Source organism: Brachybacterium aquaticum, assembly GCF_014204755.1.
GTDB classification, from domain to species: Bacteria; Actinomycetota; Actinomycetes; order Actinomycetales; family Dermabacteraceae; genus Brachybacterium; species Brachybacterium aquaticum.
Map to the genome: position 1 here is coordinate 2,870,515 of NZ_JACHLZ010000001.1, position 15,308 is coordinate 2,885,822.

The window sequence follows — 15,308 nt, forward strand, 5'->3', positions numbered from 1 at the left end:
CCACCCGGCCCCGTCGGCCCCCCGGCCCCGTCGGCCCCCCGGCCCCGTCGGCCCCCCGGCCCCGTCGGCCCCCCGGCCCCGTCGGCCCCCCGGCCCCGTCGGCCCCCGGCCCCGTCGGCCCCGCAGTGCCGGGACCTGACCGGAGGGCATCCCCTCACAGCGCCCCGGGCGCCTCCTTCTCCCGCGCCCGGTCGGCGAAGGAGACGCCCATGGCGGCGAGGGTGAGGGCCATGATGATCACCAGCGCGATGGTGAACGCCTCGAGCCAGGCGGTGCCGCCGTCGGTCAGCGCGAAGATGATGCCGGGGATCATCGCGGTGCCGATAGCGGCGCCGAGGCGCTGGCCGAGCTGGAGGATGCCGCCGGCGACGCCGCCGAAGCGCGGGTCCACGGAGTTCAGGGTGAGGGTCTGGTTCGGGGAGATGGTCATGCCCTGGCTGAGGCCCATGAGCATCAGCGGTGCGGCGAGCCACCAGAAGGCGACGGCGCCGCTCTCCACGAACCCGGCCAGCACCGTCGTGCCGAGCAGGCCCAGGAACGCGATGCCGAAGCCGGCGATGACCATGCGCCGCCCGAGGGTGAGGACGTAGCGGCCGGCGATCTGGGAGCTGATCGCGGCGGCGATCGAGGAGGGCAGGCCCAGCAGCGAGGCCTCGAAGGCGGTGTGGCCGAGGTGCATCTGCAGGAACAGCGGCACGATGATCCACACGCTGGTGGCGCCGAGGAAGTACACCGAGACGATGAGGATGCCGTTGCGGAAGGCCTTGTTGGCGAAGATCGCGGTGTCGACCATGGGGGTGCGGGCGCGGAACTTGTAGCGCTGCTCCCACCGCCACCACAGGCCCAGGATCACGAGGCCCATGGGGAAGGACAGCCACACCAGCGTGCTCACGCCCCGCTCGAGGAAGGGCAGCATGATCCCGAGGATCGCCAGGCACAGCAGGAGGGTGCCGACGGGGTCGAGGTCGGGTCGCTCCCGGCCGCGGATGCGGTCGTCGGGGATGAACTTGAAGGTGCCGGCGATAGCGGCGAGGCCGATCGGGACGTTCATGAGGAACATCCAGCGCCAGCCCCAGTTCGGGCCGAGCAGCTGGATGAGCAGGCCGCCGACGACGGGGCCGATGGCGGTGGCGACCGCGACCGTAGTGGCGAGCAGCGCGAAGGCGCGGGCGCGGTCCTGGCCGCGGAAGTGCTGCTGGATCAGCGCGACCGTCTGCGGGTTCAGCAGGCCCGAGCCGATGCCCTGGAGGATGCGGGAGAGGTTCAGCAGCTCCACGTTCGGGGCGAAGCCCGAGAGCAGCGAGCCGAGGGTGAACACCGCGACGCCGGAGACGAACATGCGCCGACGCCCGGTCGCATCGCCCGCGCGCCCGGCGGGGACGAGCAGGATCGCGAAGGACAGGGCGTAGCCGGAGATGACCCACTGCAGCGACCCGGTGTCCGCGTGCAGTCCCTCGCCGATCGCCGTGAGGGCGACGTTGATGACGCTCACGGCGATGAGCGCCATGAAAAGGGGGGCGAGGAGGACGGCGAGCAGGAGCTTGCGCCGCACCGGCGGGGTCGGCGCGCTGGGGTCGGGGATCACCCCGCCACCTTATGCACTCAGTGCAGGTTTCGGGAGGGCGCGGGGGCGTGGGGCGCACCACCGCCCCTCCCCCGCGCCCTCCCGGTCAGCACGGCTCAGTCAGCGTCGGCGCCTCACTTCGCCCCGCGGGCGTCGTCGGCGTAGGGGCCGGGCGGGATGACGTAGCCGGTGCGGTCGCTGAGCAGCGGCGCGGCGGTCTGGACCTCCCGCAGCGAGGGACGGCCAGGGTAGGCCATGCCGGTGAAGCGGCCGAACTGCTCCGCGTACCCGGGCGGGCGGATCCCGTCGGCCGCATCGAGCATGGCCCGCGCCTCGGCGGGGGTGGGGAACTTCGAGGACCACACGTGCCCGGGCGGCAGGGGCGAGGCGAACAGATGACCCCTGGGGCGGATCCACAGCGCGCCGGGCTTGGAGCGGTCGCGCAGGGCGTGGGCGCGCCAGGTGGTCACCGGGTGGGAGGAGCCCCAGTTCACCCAGTGGATGAAGAAGCTGGGGTCGGTGGCGGCGCGGTCGGCGAGCTCGTGGACGTTGACCTCGGCGTTCAGGTACTTGCCGCCGGAGAGCAGCGCCATGGTGCCGGGCGCGCCGGCGGGGGCGGCGGCGTAGCCGTAGTTGTCCGCGGTGTACTCCTGGGCGCGGGAGTAGGCCGGGCCCAGGATCGGGAAGAGGCTGATGAGGTTCGCGAAGACGAGGCGGAAGTAGGAGACGTGGCCGGCGGCGAGGTGGCCCACTTCGTGGGCGATCACGAAGCGCAGCGCCTCCCGGTCGCGGCTCGCGCCGCCGATCTCGAACAGGTCCGAGTTCACGACCACGAAGCGGCGGAACCCGTGGCCGGAGGCGAAGGCGTTGATCACGCCGTTGCCCATGGTGACGTAGGCGTCGGGGACCTTGCGCAGCCCGAACTGCTCGGCCGCCTCGACCACCATGCGGTAGCCCTCGGGGAACTGGGTGGGGCTCATGCGCACGCTGGTGGCGCGCAGCTGGGCGTACATGATCGCGCGGACCCACCAGATGATCAGCGGCAGCAGCGGGATGATCAGCGCGAGCTGGCCGACGATCGGCGCCCAGCCGATGTACTCCCACACCTTCGTCACCGCCTCCTCGCCCTGGTCGGTGTACAGGTAGGCGAGGCCCACCAGCGAGCCGATCCAGGCGAGGTACAGGAAGATCGAGATCACGACGGCCACGGTGAGCAGCGGCAGCTCCCACGGGTGGCGGATGCGGCGCCGACCCATGATCCCGTGGACGGTCGCGCCGTTGATCAAGTTCGGGCCCGCGGGCCGGCCCTGCGCGGGCGGGGTGGGGCCGGAGGGGACCGGGCCAGGGTACGGGCCGGGCGGCGGCGGTGCGGTGGGCGGTGACTGGGTCATGACTGCTCCTCGTGTCCGGCGGCCGTGCGGGGCCGGGTCCGTCGGCCCTTGCGGGCCATGGCACGACGGTAGACCCGCTGCTCCTGCGCGGAGCCTGCGAGGAGAGGGGACTCGACCTCCGACGGGAGGGTCGTGGACCTCCGGAGGGGACGGGTGGGACCTTCGTCGCCAGGCGGGCAGGGCGCGGGTCGGCCGGGCGGCCGACGGGGGCGGGCGTCGGGAGCCCGTCGGCCGACGGGGGCTGGCTCCGAGCGCGCGCCCGAGCGCCGGGGCGCGGCCCCGGGCGGCCGACGGGGCTAGCGGAACAGCCGGCCCAGCAGCGCCTTCTTCCACGGCCGGTAGGGCGGCATCACCAGCCGCAGCGTGTCCGGGTGGAGGGGCTTGCGGACCACGGGCTTGGCATGGGTGAACGTCTCCAGGCTCGCCCGGCCGTGGTACGCGCCGGTGCCGGACTCCCCCACCCCGCCGAAGGGCATGGCCGGGGTGCCGACGTGCGCGAGGGTGAGCCCGAGCGCGAGGGAGCCGGACGAGGTCTCCTCGGCGAAGCGCTCCTCGATCTCGCGGCGGGGGGTGAACACGTAGGCGGTCAGCGGCTTCTCCCCGGCGCGGATGCGGGCGATCGCCTCGTCCGGGCCGTCCACGGCCAGCAGCGGCAGGACGGGGCCGAAGATCTCCTCCCCCATCACCGGGTCGTCCCAGTCAACGCGGTCGAGGATCGTGGGCGGGAGGTAGCGGGCTGAGCGGTCGGCCGTGGCGGTGCCGCCGAGGACGGCCTTGTCGTCGTCGATGAGGCCGAGCACCCGGTCGAACTGTTTCTCGCTGACCATCCGGCCGTAGTCGGCGGAGCGCCTGGGGTCCCGGCCGTACAGGGCGAGGGTCTCGCGGCGCAGGTGCGGGACGAGCGCGGTGAGGGTGCGCGGGGTGGCCATGAGGTGGTCGGGCGCGATGCAGGTCTGGCCGGTGTTGGTGAACTTGCCCCACACGATGCGGCGCGCGGCGGCGGCGAGGTCCGTGCCCTCGTCCACGAACACGGGCGACTTCCCGCCGAGCTCGAGGACGACCGGGGTGAGATGCTCGGCGGCGGCGCGGGACACGATCCGGCCCACGGTCCCGTTGCCGGTGTAGAGGATCAGGTCGAAGCGCTGCTCGAGCAGCAGCGTGGTCTCGGGGACCCCGCCCTCCACCACCCGCACCCAGGCGGGGTCGAGGTGGGTGCGCACGAGGTGCGCGAGCGCGGCGGAGGTGGCCGGGGCGACCTCGCTGGGCTTCAGCAGCGCGGTGTTCCCGCCCGCGATCACGCCGATCAGCGGGGCGAGCGCGAGGTTCACGGGGTAGTTCCACGGCGCGATGATCAGCGTGGTCCCGAGCGGTTCGCGGCGGATCTGCCCGCGCGCCGGGGCGAGCAGGGCACCGGGATCGAAGCTCTGCGGGCGCAGCCACCCGCGGAGGTTCCGGCGCATGTGCGCGATCTCCGCGGTGACCACGCCGAGCTCGGTGATCGCGGACTCGGTGCGGGACTTGCCGAGGTCCTCGGCGAGTGCGGCGACGAGCCGGCTGCGCTCGGCGCGCACACCGCGGGCAAGGGCGTCCAGCTGGTCGAGGCGCGCCTGGAGCGGACGGGTGGTGCCGGCGTCGAAGGAGGCGCGCAGCGCGGCGACGTCGGCGAGGATCCGCTCGCGGGTCGTGGGGTCGACGTCGGGGTGGGCGGCGGCGGGCTGGGTGGCGTCGGACTGTGCGGTGGCGGGGGCGTCGGTGGCCATGCGGGCAAGGGTAGGTCCCGGGCCTGCGGACTGTCCGGACGGTCGGTCCGGAGGGTGCCTCGATGGCGGACAATGGACGGTGACGTCGCCCCGAGGTCCGGGCCGACGCGAGGAGGGGTTTCCCGCATGGCCGTGCTGCTCGCCGCACCGATCCTGCTGTCGATCACGCTGCTCGTCTCCGGGCTCGCGAAGCTCGGCTCCCGGCAGGCGACGCAGGACGCGATGATCTCCCTGCGCCTGCCCTTCGAGCCGCTGCACCGCTCGATCGCCTCCGTGCTGCCGGTCGCCGAGATCGTCCTCGCCCTGGCGCTGTGGTTCCCGGCCGTGCCGCTGCAGGTGATGGTCTCCGTGCTGGTCGCCGCGCTGATGCTCGCGTACCTGGTGATCATCGGCCGGGCGCTCACCTTCGAGGAGGAGGTGGAGTGCTCCTGCTTCGGCACCCTCGCCTCCCCCACCGTCTCCAAGGCGACGCTCGGGCGGAACATCATCCTCACCATCCTCGGCGTGCTCACCATCGCCTCTGCGGCGACGGGGCTCATGACCACCGCGCTCGTGCAGACCCCGCTCGCGCTCGTGGGGCTCGGGATCGCACTCCTCGCGGCGATCGCGCTGACGGTGTGCACGCTGGGTGGGGCGATGCCGGCGGTGCCGGCCGATGCCGGTGGCACCGGGCGGGCTGCCGTTGCGGGCGGGGCGGCGACGGATGCGGCGCCGACGGGTGTGTCGAGCACCGGAGACGCGGACCCGCTCGACGGCGAGGACGTCGGCGAGGACGGGATGCTGGACTACGAGCGGGTCGTGATCCCCGGGGCTGTCCTGCAGAAGCCCGACCGCTCGCTCGTCACCCTCCACCAGCTCGCCCGCAGCCGTGCGGTGCTCCTCCTGTTCGTCACGGAGGGATGCGGTCCGTGCGTCCGGGTGCTCGGCCATTCGGAGGAGTGGCTCCGGGATCTCGGCGGGGTGCTCGAGATCCACTACGTCTTCTCCCGCGCGATCGAGGAGCTGTCCCCCCGCTCCACGGACCTCTCCGCCGGACGCGCGCTCTACGACCCGTACTTCACGGCCCGCGCCGCACTCGGCGCGAATGCCTCACCGTCCGCGGTCCTCCTTGGCGCCGACGGGATGCTCGCCGGCGGTCCGGTCTCCGGCGGTGACGCGGTGATCGAGTTCGTCGAGGAGATCCGGGAGCAGCTCGCGGAGGCGCAGGAGACCGGCGACCTGCCCGTCGGCTGATCTCCGGACGAGGACACCTGCCGGGTCAGGAGCGGCCCTCGAGCAGCTGGGCGATGAGCCGGGCCGGCTCGTCGGGCGCGACCACAGGCGCCGGGGTCGGGTCGCCTCCGAGCGGCCGCATCCCGTAGCGCTCCCACTGCGCGAGGATCCAGGACGGGCCGTGCGGGGCGTGCACCCAGGCGGGCAGGCCGCGCACCGCGGCCTCGAACACGTCGGCCGAGAGCACGGTGACGATCCCGCGGCGCTGCTCCTCGATCGACGTGGCCGCGTCCTGAAGTTCGACTCCGCGCTTCGAGAGCCGTGCATGGACGGCGACGGACACTCGGTCGGTCTCCCCGAGGCCGGGCCGGTACAGCGCCCCCGACCCGGTCGCGGCGGCGCGGGCCGCGGCGAGGGTCACCCGTCGGGGCAGCTCGGGCACGGCGAGCTGGCCGAGCACCACCGGCGTCTCCTCCAGTGAGGTCACGACCGACGGGGTGCCATGCGCCGCCTGCCACAGCCGCTGCGAGCCGACCACTCGCACGGAGAGGTCGTCCCGACCTCTCCGGAGCTCCTCGCCGTCCTCCGCGGTCCAGGCCAGGACCGTGGTGTCCGGGGGCGGGGATGCGGACAGCGGGGTGAGCACGTCGTCCTGGAGCACCATCGAGGGGATGCCCCGGGCGTGGTCCCAGGCGTGGAGAGCGTCGCCGACGGCCTGGTGCCGACCGAGGGTGAGCACTGCGGTCACGCCGAGATCGTCGATGGTGGGCGGCAGCGGGTCGACACGGCGCCGGTTACACTCAGGACCCCTCCGCACTTCGGGCACGACCCCGGCGGGGGCCACCACGACCACCTTTCCCTGGAGGTACGCGAGCACCGCGGGCAGGCCGTCGTGGGGGTCGGTTCATAAGCCTCCCGCAGCACAGGGCCGCGGAACCGCCGACTCGACGGATCGCCTGCGACTGATCGGCCGCACCGCCGAGGCGGGTCAGCGCGGCATGTTGCGAAGGTTCGCAGCGGCCATGTCGAGCATCTTGCCCACGCCGCCGCCGAGCACGACCTTGGTCGAGGCGGAGGCGAAGCCGCGGATCTGCTGGGCGGTGATCTTCGGAGGCATCGACAGGGCGTCGGGGTCAGTGACCACGTCGATAAGGACGGGGCCAGGGGTCGCGAGCGCGTCGGCGAGCTGCCTCTTCAGCTTCTTCGGGTCGGTGATGCGCACGGCGTGGATCCCGACGGCGTTGGCGATCGCGGCGTAGTCGACGTCCTCGTGGTCGGTCTCGTGGTCGGGCAGTCCCTCGACGAGCATCTCGAGCTTGACCATGCCGAGGCTCGAGTTGTTGAACACCACGATCTTGGTGTCCAGTCGGTGCAGCTTCACGGTGAGCAGCTCGCCCATCAGCATGCCGAGACCGCCGTCGCCGCTCATCGAGATCACCTGGCGACCCGGGTAGGCCTTGGAGGCGCCGATGGCCTGTGGGAGCGCATTGGCCATCGTGCCGTGGTGCCAGGACCCGAACACGCGCCGCTTCCCGTTGGGGGTGATGTAGCGGGCGCCCCACACGTTGCACATGCCGGTGTCCACGGTGAACACGGCGTCGTCGTCGGCGAGGTCGTCGAGGGTGGCGGCGACGAACTCGGGATGGATCGGGGTCATCCGCTCGACGTTCTTCGTGTACGCCGAGACGACGCCCTTGAGCGCCTTGTGGTGCTGCTTGAGCATGCGCTGGAGGAACTTCGCGTCCTTCGTGCCGGTCAGCAGCGGCATCACGGCCTGGAGGGTGAGGGCGATGTCGCCGTGGACCGCGAGGTCCAGCGGGACGCGGCGACCCAGGCGGGAGGCGTTCGCGTCGATCTGAACGATCCTCGGGGTGCCATCGCCATCGGGCAGGAACTCGCTGTAGGGGAAGTCGGTGCCCAGCAGGAGCACGAGGTCGGCCTCGTGCATCGCGTCGTAGCACGCGCCGTAGCCGAGCAGGCCGCTCATGCCGACGTCGAAGGGGTTGTCGTACTGGATCCATTCCTTGCCGCCGAAGGCGTGGCCGACGGGGGCCTTCACCCGGTCGGCCAGGGCGAGTACCTCCTCGCGGGCACCGCGCACGCCGGCGCCGGCGAACAGCATGACGGTGCGGGCCTCGTCGATCATCTCGGCCAGGCGGCCCACGGGCCCGGGGGCGGGCTGGATTGCGCCGAGCTCGGTGGCGAGGTCGCGGGTCAGCGGCCCGTCGACCTCGTCGTCGGCGACGTCGCCGGGCAGGACCAGCACGGAGACGCCGCGCTCGGCGATGGCGGTCTGGATGGCGATGTGCAGCATCCGGGCGCCGTGGGTGCCGGAGTTGACCATCTCGCAGAAGTGGGAGCACTCCTGGAACAGGGCCTCGGGGTGGGTCTCCTGGAAGAAGCCGGTGCCGATCTTGCCGGAGGGGATGTGGGAGGCGATGGCGAGCACGGGGGCGCCGTCGCGGTGGGCGTCGTACAGGCCCTGGACGAGGTGGGTGTTGCCCGGCCCGCAAGAACCCGCACACACCGCGAGCCTGCCGGTCAGCCGTGCTTCGGCGCCGGCGGCGAAGGCGCCGGCCTCCTCGTTGCGCACGTGGACCCACTCGATGCCATCGGTGGTGCGCACGGCGTCGACGACGGGGTTCAGGGAGTCCCCCACCACGCCGTAGATCCGCTGGACGCCGAGGTCGCGGAGCTGGGTGACGAGGAGCTGGGCGAAGCTGGTGCGGGCCATCTGGTGCCTCCTGGGAGCGGGTTCATGGGCACGGCGCGAGCGCGGCGCCCGTAGACGTTCACCCTACGACCGGGCCCGGTCAGGAGGGCAGTGCTGTGAGCAGGCAGACCAGCCGTCCGGTCGGGATCGACGCCGCTACCCTGAGTCCATGCCTGCGACGACCACGCCCTCCCCCGCCGGCGAGCCCGTGCGCTCGGTGATGTTCGTGTGCACCGGGAACGTCTGCCGTTCCGCGTATGCCGAGCATCTGCTGCGTCATCTGGTCCCGGACATCGAGGTGTCCAGCGCGGGGACGTTCGCTCTGGTGGGTGAGGGCATGGAGGCGCAGATGGCCGCGGAGCTGCGCCGCCGAGGACCGGATCCGTCGGCGTTCCGCGCCTCCGCGCTGGACTCCCGGGTCCTCGACGCGGATCTGGTGCTGACGATGTCCGACCGTCAGCTGGGGTTCGTCGTGGAGGAGTACCCCGGAACGGCACGACGTGCGGGGCTGGTCGGCCATGTGCCCGAGCTCGCCGAACAGGCCGGCAGTGGACCGCTGACCCGCGAGTCGATAGCGGCCTGGTCCCGACTGGCCCTTCCCCGCGGACGAAACGTCCCAGACCCCTACCGACGCCCGGCGGCGGAGGCTGCGGCGTGTGCTGACCTGCTGGATGATCTGGTGGGACAGTTGGCGACGCTGCTCAGCCGGACGTGAGGGGCCGGAGCTCAGGGACGAGCACCTCGCGGCGGAGCCACGTCAGCGCATCGTCGACCAACTCTGCCGCCTGCGGGTGGGGGCCGAGAACATCGACGACGCGTGCGATCACCTCGTCCTCCGTGAGAGGTCCGTTCTCCGCGAGCACGTGCCAGACGACCGCCACGACGCCCGTCAGGTGCAGTGCGCGCCCGGGGTCGAGGACGACGATCCCTCCGTCGACGGCTACGGCTTCCCGCACGGGGAAGAGTCCGATCCGACTCTCGGGCGGCAGGGATGCATGCAGACCATTCAGCGCCTCCCAGCGGCCGCCGGGCAGAACGGGGGGCAATGACTCGAGCATGCCTGGCAGGTCGGCAGCTTCCGTGTAGTGGGCCCTCACTGCTCCGCCGCCATGCTCCAGGAGCTCCAAGAGTCGCGTCAGGGCGCCGGGGACGGTCCAGGTCGAGGAGGACTGCCCGACCAGCGTCAGGAGTGCCTCCGCATGCGGCACCCGCTCCAGATGCGGCTCGATGTCCGCCCCCCGGTGCAGGAACACGACCAGATCCGGTCGCGATGCTGTGTCGTTATGGACAAGGCCCAGCTCTGCCAGTGAGTGATCACGCTTCACCGCCGTGCCCACCCGCCGGGAGATCGGTTTCGGGTAGGCGGTGACGTGCAGGTCGATCGGGTCGAGGATGGTCAGCTCGTCGGTGAGATAACGCCCTTCACGGCCGAGTGCGAGCGTGGCGGTCGACTTCCCCGCGCCTGACTCGCCCACGACCATGACCACGCCCAGAGAGTCATGGTCCACCACTCCCGCGTGGAGGAGGATCCGGGAGCCTACGAGATGCTCGATCAGTGCCACGGTGACATCGCCCGAGACAGCGTACGCGGCACCCGCCCCGGGAACCACCGACTGGATCTCCGGACCACCGCCCCGCGACACGCCCGATGGCGTGTAGAAGCGTCTGATGGCCGGTGACGCTGCAACCGTCCGGTCGCGGTCGACGACATGCGCCCAAAGTGCCTCCACCTCGTCGGCGAGGTCCTCGTGTCCAGGTGCAAAGTCCATCTGCACGGACGTCCCGGCAACCAGCACATGCACCGATCTCGCCGTTCTCATCCTGTGGCCTCCGAACTGCCAATGGCAGAGTCCGTAGGGGCGCGCCGAGCGGTTCCGGGGTCCCTGCCGTCCTCGACCCCCTCGACGAGCCCAACGCGCTCGAGGTCTGCGAAGAACTGCTCCACGGTCTCCTCCGCGTCGACGGGGCGGTCCACGAGAACGCTCTCCAGGCGTTCGAGGACGTGCTCCGCACTAAGGGGCGACGCTCCGTCGCTCCCGACTCGACTCTCCTCCACGAGCGTCTCGAGGAGAAGAGCGGCCATGTCGTCGAGCCGCACGATGGGGCCGTCCGGAAGGGGGCCGGCCCAGAGTGCGTCCCCGTCATGCTCCCGGACCATCGGCTTGGGCTGCCACGTCCGGGTCACGGAACGCACGCCTGTACGAAGCGTCCACGCCCACCGGCGCGGACCGGGCCGTCCGAGGCCGGGACGAACACGGCCTCTCCCGCGCGCAACCGGCGTCGGCCTCCGCCCGACTCCAGGAGCACGTCACCCGCGAGTCCGAGGAGAATTCGCGGCCCGGCACCGGGGACGACGTGGACCGGACGGAACATACCGTTCGGGTCCTCCAGGGTCGTCAGAGTGAGTTCGAAGTCGTCCACCGGTGCGTAGTACGCGACGGTGCGTCGGGTCTGCCGCTCCGGGGCGACGCGAAGGGGCGGTGCAGCCTGGACGCTCACGCATTGCAGCATCTCCTCGGCATCGACCCGTTTCGGGGTCAGGCCCGCGCGCAGCACGTTGTCGCTTGCAGCCATGATCTCCACGCCGGTGCCGCTCAGATAGGAGTGCAGCGTACCCGCGGGGACGAAGAGCGCTTCCCCCGGGTCGAGCGTGACCGGGTTCAGCAGCAGTGCGGCGACGATCCCGGGATCACCCGGATGGTGCTCGGCGAGGCTCATCACCGAACGGTCGATGCGCGGAGATGGCGAGCGGCCGTTCTCGAACCTCTGCCGGCATGCGGCGACCACCTCGTCCACGAGGGGTTGTGAGGGGCGCATGGATCGGGACACGAGGGTGCGGAACGCGGCCCGCATTCCGTGCGCGGTGGGGTTGGCAAGGAGCAGGGCATGCAGACGTGAGGTGAGTCGGGTGTCGAGCCCTTCGAGGATCGTCGCCGCCCGTCGGGGTGTGCGGAAACCGCAGAGGGCGTTGAAGCGGGTGAGCGCGACCAGCATCTCGGGCTTGTGGTTGTCGTCCCGATAGTTGCGCTCAGGGTCGTCGAGCGCCAGTCCTGCGGCATTCTCCGCGGCGAAGGACTCGGCGGCGTGCTCCCTGCCCGGGTGCACCTGGAGGGACAGCGGCTTGTCCGGAGCGATGATCTTCAGGAGGTACGGGAGCCTGCCGTCGAATGCGCGGTGGACATCGTCTCCGAGGGCCCGCCGGGCATCCTGCCGGATCAGCTCGTCCAGGCCCTGTCCGTCGTCGAGACGGGAGGGCGCCACCGGATGCGCGCCGTACCAGGCCTCGGCCCAAGGCCCTCCGTCGGGCTCCTTCCCGAGGAACTCCGGGATCGCGGTCGCGGAGCCCCAGGCATAGCGCTGTATGCGCCCCTCCAGCTCCTGCATCCGTCCGGCCTCCGTTCTGTGTTCTCCTTGATCAGCGCGCCGCGAGGCACGTCCATCGTGTGCCGTCGCCTCTCCGAGGTCCATCATCGGTGATCGAAGGCGTTCGGTCTCCGGATCGAGCGGAAACCTGCGCTCACGGTGTTCACCTGGACGCCTAGAGTGTCGTCATGGACCAGCTCGCCGCCCCCGTGCCCGTGCCGACCCGGCTGCGGCTCGCGCACGGTGTGCTCGAACTCATCGCACGACGAGCCGAGGCTTCCATCCTGCACGTCAAGGGGGTGGCGCTGCACGAGGATCTCGCTGCCGGTCGGATGCCCTCGAGCGACTGCGATGTGCTCGTGCGGCCCGATCGGGTCGATGCCCTGTGCGAGGCACTTGAATCTGCCAACTGGCACCAGCTCACACATTTCTCGCATGGCAGCGTCTTCGCACACGCAGCGACCTTCCATCACGCGGTGTGGGGAACGGTGGACGTGCATCGATCGTTCCCCGGGCTCGATCTCGATCCGGAAGCGACCTTCCAGCGCTTCTGGACCGACCGGACCACGACAGAGCTGGGCGGGATCGACTGTCCGGTACCGACTCTCCAGCACCAGCGCCTGCTGCTGCTCGTGCATGCCGCTCGTGACGCCTTCGTCCGTCCGACGCACGATGTCGACGTCTCGTGGACTCGGTTGAACCCGTCGGAGCGAGATCACCTCGACGCTCTCGCACAGGAGCTCGGCGCCACTGTTCCCCTCGCCCTTGTGACAGCCCGCCCCGAGCGGGCGCGGGGCGGCCGGCAGGTGCACCTCTGGACTGCCCTGCACGACCGGCGCGATGCACGCAGGATCCGGCTGGCGATGCTGCGGGACGTCTCCAGCCCTCGCGAGGCGTGGGCCCTCGCGCGAGCAGTCAGCCAGGTCAATCCCGATCATCTGGCGCTCCGTCTGGGCCGCCCCCCGACCCGCGAGGAGCTGCGCCGGGAGTGGTGGGCGCGCTTTCCGCGCTGGATCCTGCCCAGGAACTCTCGGCGCCACCACCGGTGACGGCGTCCAGACGGGTGAGTCGACGCCTCAGAACCCTCCCCGCAACAGCCCCGAGAAGGGCGCCTGCTGTATTGGTGATGACGTCCGAGACCTCAGCCTGGCGAGTGCCGAGGGAATGCTGATACCACTCGACGAGGAACGACCCCGCACCGGCCGCGACGACCCACCACCACGACGGCAGGAGCAGCGTCAGAGCCGCGATGATCGGGACGAACAGCGCAACGTTCGCGACGACCGAGAACTGCTCAGGGGTGATGACGCCCTGAAGCCCGAGCGGGCCGGTGAGGTTAGCCCAGACCCACACGTTCGCGCGGTTGACCGCCCAGCCGTCCTTGTTGAGCAGCAGACCGAACACGCCGATGAGGCACGCCATGAGCACGGCGAGCGCGATGAGTCGTGCGCGCGCCGGGAGTGGGCGGTTCCGTGGCGGACGGTTCGCCGACGGATCAGCCCTCATCATCAATACGCTCCGGCGGAGCTGATGACCGCTCGGACCGTGCGGATGAGGATGAGCAGGTCCTGGGTGAACGACCAGTTGTCCACGTAGTACAGGTCGAGCCTCATCGTGTCCTCCCAGCTGAGGTCGCTGCGGCCGGAAACCTGCCACAGCCCGGTGATGCCTGGGCGGACGTTGTGCCGGCGGTGCGCATCCTCGGTGTAGACCGCGACCTCTCGAGGCAGGGCAGGGCGAGGCCCGACGAGGCTCATCTCGCCGCGCACCACGTTCCACAGCTGCGGCAGCTCGTCCAGGGAGTAGCGGCGCAGGAAGCGACCGGGCTTCGTGATGCGGGGGTCGTTGCGCATCTTGAACATGACGTCGTTGCCCTTGTCCTGGGCCCAGCGCTCGGTCATCTCGACCTGGATCGCTTCGGCGTCGGTGACCATGGTGCGGAACTTCAGGAATTCGAAGAGCTTGCCGTCGTGGCCCACGCGCTCCTGGCGGAAGATCACCGGCCCGCCATCGTTCAGCTTCACCGACAGCGCGATCAGACCGAGCACCGGAGACAGGAGCACGAGTGCCAATGCGGAACCGACCACGTCGAAGGCACGCTTCGCCCAGGTGACCGCGCGGCGAGCGCGAGGAAGGTCCATGTGCACGAGGGGAAGGCCGGCCACCGGTCGCATCGACACGCGTTCGGCGGAGATCTCGGTGAGCGCGGGCACCACGATGACTCGGATGTCGCGGTCTTCCAACGCCCACGCGGTTCTGCGGAACTCCTCGGCGTTCGCGGTGGACCCGGCGGTGAAGAGAAGCACCTCCGGGCTCCGTTCCGCAGCGATCGCCAACAGGTCCGCTTCCGTGCCGAGCACCGGGATCCCCCGCGTCGACTGCTCCCCGACAACCGCCCGGGACGACGCCGGAATCACAGCACCGACGATGTCCATCCCGAGCCAGCGTTCGCGATGGATCGTGCGGGCAAGGTCGTCGACATGCTCGACGGGTCCCACAGCGATCACCGAACTGCGCAGATGACCCCGCACCCTGAGCGCATTGAGGGCACGCCGGAGCACGAGGCGATCGATCACGAGGAGCGGCGGGCCGAGCGCGAAGAACGCAAGGAAGTAGGCCCTCGAGAGCTCCAGATCGAGCAGATAGACGACGGCACCCACGATCCCGAAGGCCGCCACGGAGGCATGCAAGACGTTGCGGAAGAGTTCGGGTCCTGAAGGAAGCAGGCGACGGTCATAGCCGTTGAGGAACGCGATGGCGAGCAACCATCCCGCGGTCATGGCAGAGGAAGCATCGGCCACGTTCTCGCTGAGATCCCCTGCCGGCCCCAGCACTTCCTGCCGAACGACGAACGCGATGGCACCCGCGATCACGAGCGCCAGGAGATCCACCGTCACCATCAGCGGCACAGCGAGCCACTCACTTCGTGCTGAAGCCCGGCGAGGGGAATCGGCAGTCGGGTTCGCGCTCAGCTGCCGACCACGGCGGGAAGCGGCATCGGACACTCGCCCGACGCCAACCTTCTCACGCGCTGTACTCACAGCTCCTCCCGACTACTCAGCGCCCTTGCGGCGCGCCTCGGCGTCCGACGTGCCGGCGGATCCGGCACTCGACCACTTCTTGTCCATGGGGTCAAAACCGGACAAAGCGTCACAGAACTCGGACTTTATCCAACACCTGTCCGATGCCACAGGACTTTTGACCAACTTGTGACGGACTACCCTCGGGATATCCGGCGAACGATGGATGAGGGGGTCGCCCCTCGTCCTCCATCACCAGGACGGCGCCGGTTCAGCCCGCCCACC

12 protein-coding genes and 1 pseudogene are annotated in these 15,308 nt (G+C 70.8%); 3 read left to right on the forward strand and 10 right to left on the reverse strand.

Annotated features, from left to right (window positions below; translation table 11 throughout):
• Positions 1 to 154: 154 nt before the first annotated feature.
• From HNR70_RS12850 to HNR70_RS12860, 3 genes are all read right to left on the reverse strand, one after another.
• Complete coding sequence (locus HNR70_RS12850; RefSeq protein WP_184326003.1) at positions 155 to 1,585, reverse strand: MFS transporter; 1,431 nt, start codon at positions 1,583 to 1,585, stop codon at positions 155 to 157.
• Positions 1,586 to 1,698: 113 nt separating this feature from the next.
• Positions 1,699 to 2,955, reverse strand: coding sequence for a M48 family metallopeptidase (locus tag HNR70_RS12855; protein WP_184326004.1), 1,257 nt, complete (start codon positions 2,953 to 2,955; stop codon positions 1,699 to 1,701).
• Between the two features lie 296 nt (positions 2,956 to 3,251).
• Positions 3,252 to 4,715 (reverse strand): aldehyde dehydrogenase family protein, encoded by a 1,464-nt coding sequence (locus tag HNR70_RS12860; protein WP_184326005.1) that lies wholly within the window; start codon positions 4,713 to 4,715, stop codon positions 3,252 to 3,254.
• Positions 4,716 to 4,841: 126 nt separating this feature from the next.
• Here HNR70_RS12860 and HNR70_RS12865 point away from each other — a divergent pair, with 126 nt between their 5' ends.
• Positions 4,842 to 5,948 carry a TlpA family protein disulfide reductase gene (locus tag HNR70_RS12865; RefSeq protein ID WP_184326006.1) on the forward strand — a complete coding sequence of 369 codons (1,107 nt, stop codon included), beginning with the start codon at positions 4,842 to 4,844 and terminating at the stop codon, positions 5,946 to 5,948.
• Positions 5,949 to 5,973: 25 nt separating this feature from the next.
• Here HNR70_RS12865 and HNR70_RS12870 read toward each other — a convergent pair whose 3' ends face one another.
• Together HNR70_RS12870 and HNR70_RS12875 are read right to left on the reverse strand one after the other, a co-directional pair.
• Positions 5,974 to 6,675 (reverse strand): hypothetical protein, encoded by a 702-nt coding sequence (locus HNR70_RS12870; RefSeq protein ID WP_184326007.1) that lies wholly within the window; start codon positions 6,673 to 6,675, stop codon positions 5,974 to 5,976.
• A 240-nt stretch (positions 6,676 to 6,915) separates the two neighbouring features.
• The gene (locus HNR70_RS12875) at positions 6,916 to 8,661 is read right to left on the reverse strand and encodes a pyruvate dehydrogenase (RefSeq protein ID WP_184326008.1); all 1,746 of its coding nucleotides are present in this window, start codon (positions 8,659 to 8,661) and stop codon (positions 6,916 to 6,918) included.
• A gap of 148 nt (positions 8,662 to 8,809) precedes the next feature.
• Between HNR70_RS12875 and HNR70_RS12880 the strand changes: the two genes are divergently transcribed.
• On the forward strand, positions 8,810 to 9,355 hold the full coding sequence (locus HNR70_RS12880; RefSeq protein WP_184326009.1) for an arsenate reductase/protein-tyrosine-phosphatase family protein: 546 nt from the start codon (positions 8,810 to 8,812) through the stop codon (positions 9,353 to 9,355).
• Here HNR70_RS12880 and HNR70_RS12885 read toward each other — a convergent pair.
• The 3 genes from HNR70_RS12885 to manA are packed head-to-tail and all read right to left on the reverse strand — an operon-like array spanning position 9,342 to position 12,024.
• A complete protein-coding gene (locus HNR70_RS12885) occupies positions 9,342 to 10,460 on the reverse strand; it encodes a P-loop NTPase family protein (RefSeq protein WP_184326010.1) in 1,119 nt (372 codons plus the stop codon). The two genes, HNR70_RS12880 and HNR70_RS12885, sit on opposite strands and share 14 nt — an antisense overlap.
• Positions 10,457 to 10,834: a hypothetical protein gene (locus HNR70_RS12890; RefSeq protein ID WP_184326011.1), complete on the reverse strand. Its 378-nt coding sequence runs from the start codon at positions 10,832 to 10,834 to the stop codon at positions 10,457 to 10,459. The genes HNR70_RS12885 and HNR70_RS12890 overlap by 4 nt, the downstream gene beginning before the upstream one ends.
• On the reverse strand, positions 10,822 to 12,024 hold the full coding sequence (gene manA / locus HNR70_RS12895) for a mannose-6-phosphate isomerase, class I (protein WP_184326012.1): 1,203 nt from the start codon (positions 12,022 to 12,024) through the stop codon (positions 10,822 to 10,824). The genes HNR70_RS12890 and manA overlap by 13 nt, the downstream gene beginning before the upstream one ends.
• 167 nt (positions 12,025 to 12,191) lie before the next feature.
• Between manA and HNR70_RS12900 the strand changes: the two genes are divergently transcribed.
• Positions 12,192 to 13,052 carry a nucleotidyltransferase family protein gene (locus HNR70_RS12900; protein ID WP_184326013.1) on the forward strand — a complete coding sequence of 287 codons (861 nt, stop codon included), beginning with the start codon at positions 12,192 to 12,194 and terminating at the stop codon, positions 13,050 to 13,052.
• Between the two features lie 43 nt (positions 13,053 to 13,095).
• Here the strand turns inward: HNR70_RS12900 and HNR70_RS16530 are convergent.
• Positions 13,096 to 13,512, reverse strand: a pseudogene (locus HNR70_RS16530) (VanZ family protein); the annotation flags it as partial.
• On the reverse strand, positions 13,512 to 15,008 hold the full coding sequence (locus HNR70_RS12905; RefSeq protein WP_312857667.1) for a sugar transferase: 1,497 nt from the start codon (positions 15,006 to 15,008) through the stop codon (positions 13,512 to 13,514). The gene HNR70_RS12905 and the pseudogene HNR70_RS16530, both read right to left, overlap by 1 nt.
• Between the last annotated feature and the right edge of the window lie 300 nt (positions 15,009 to 15,308).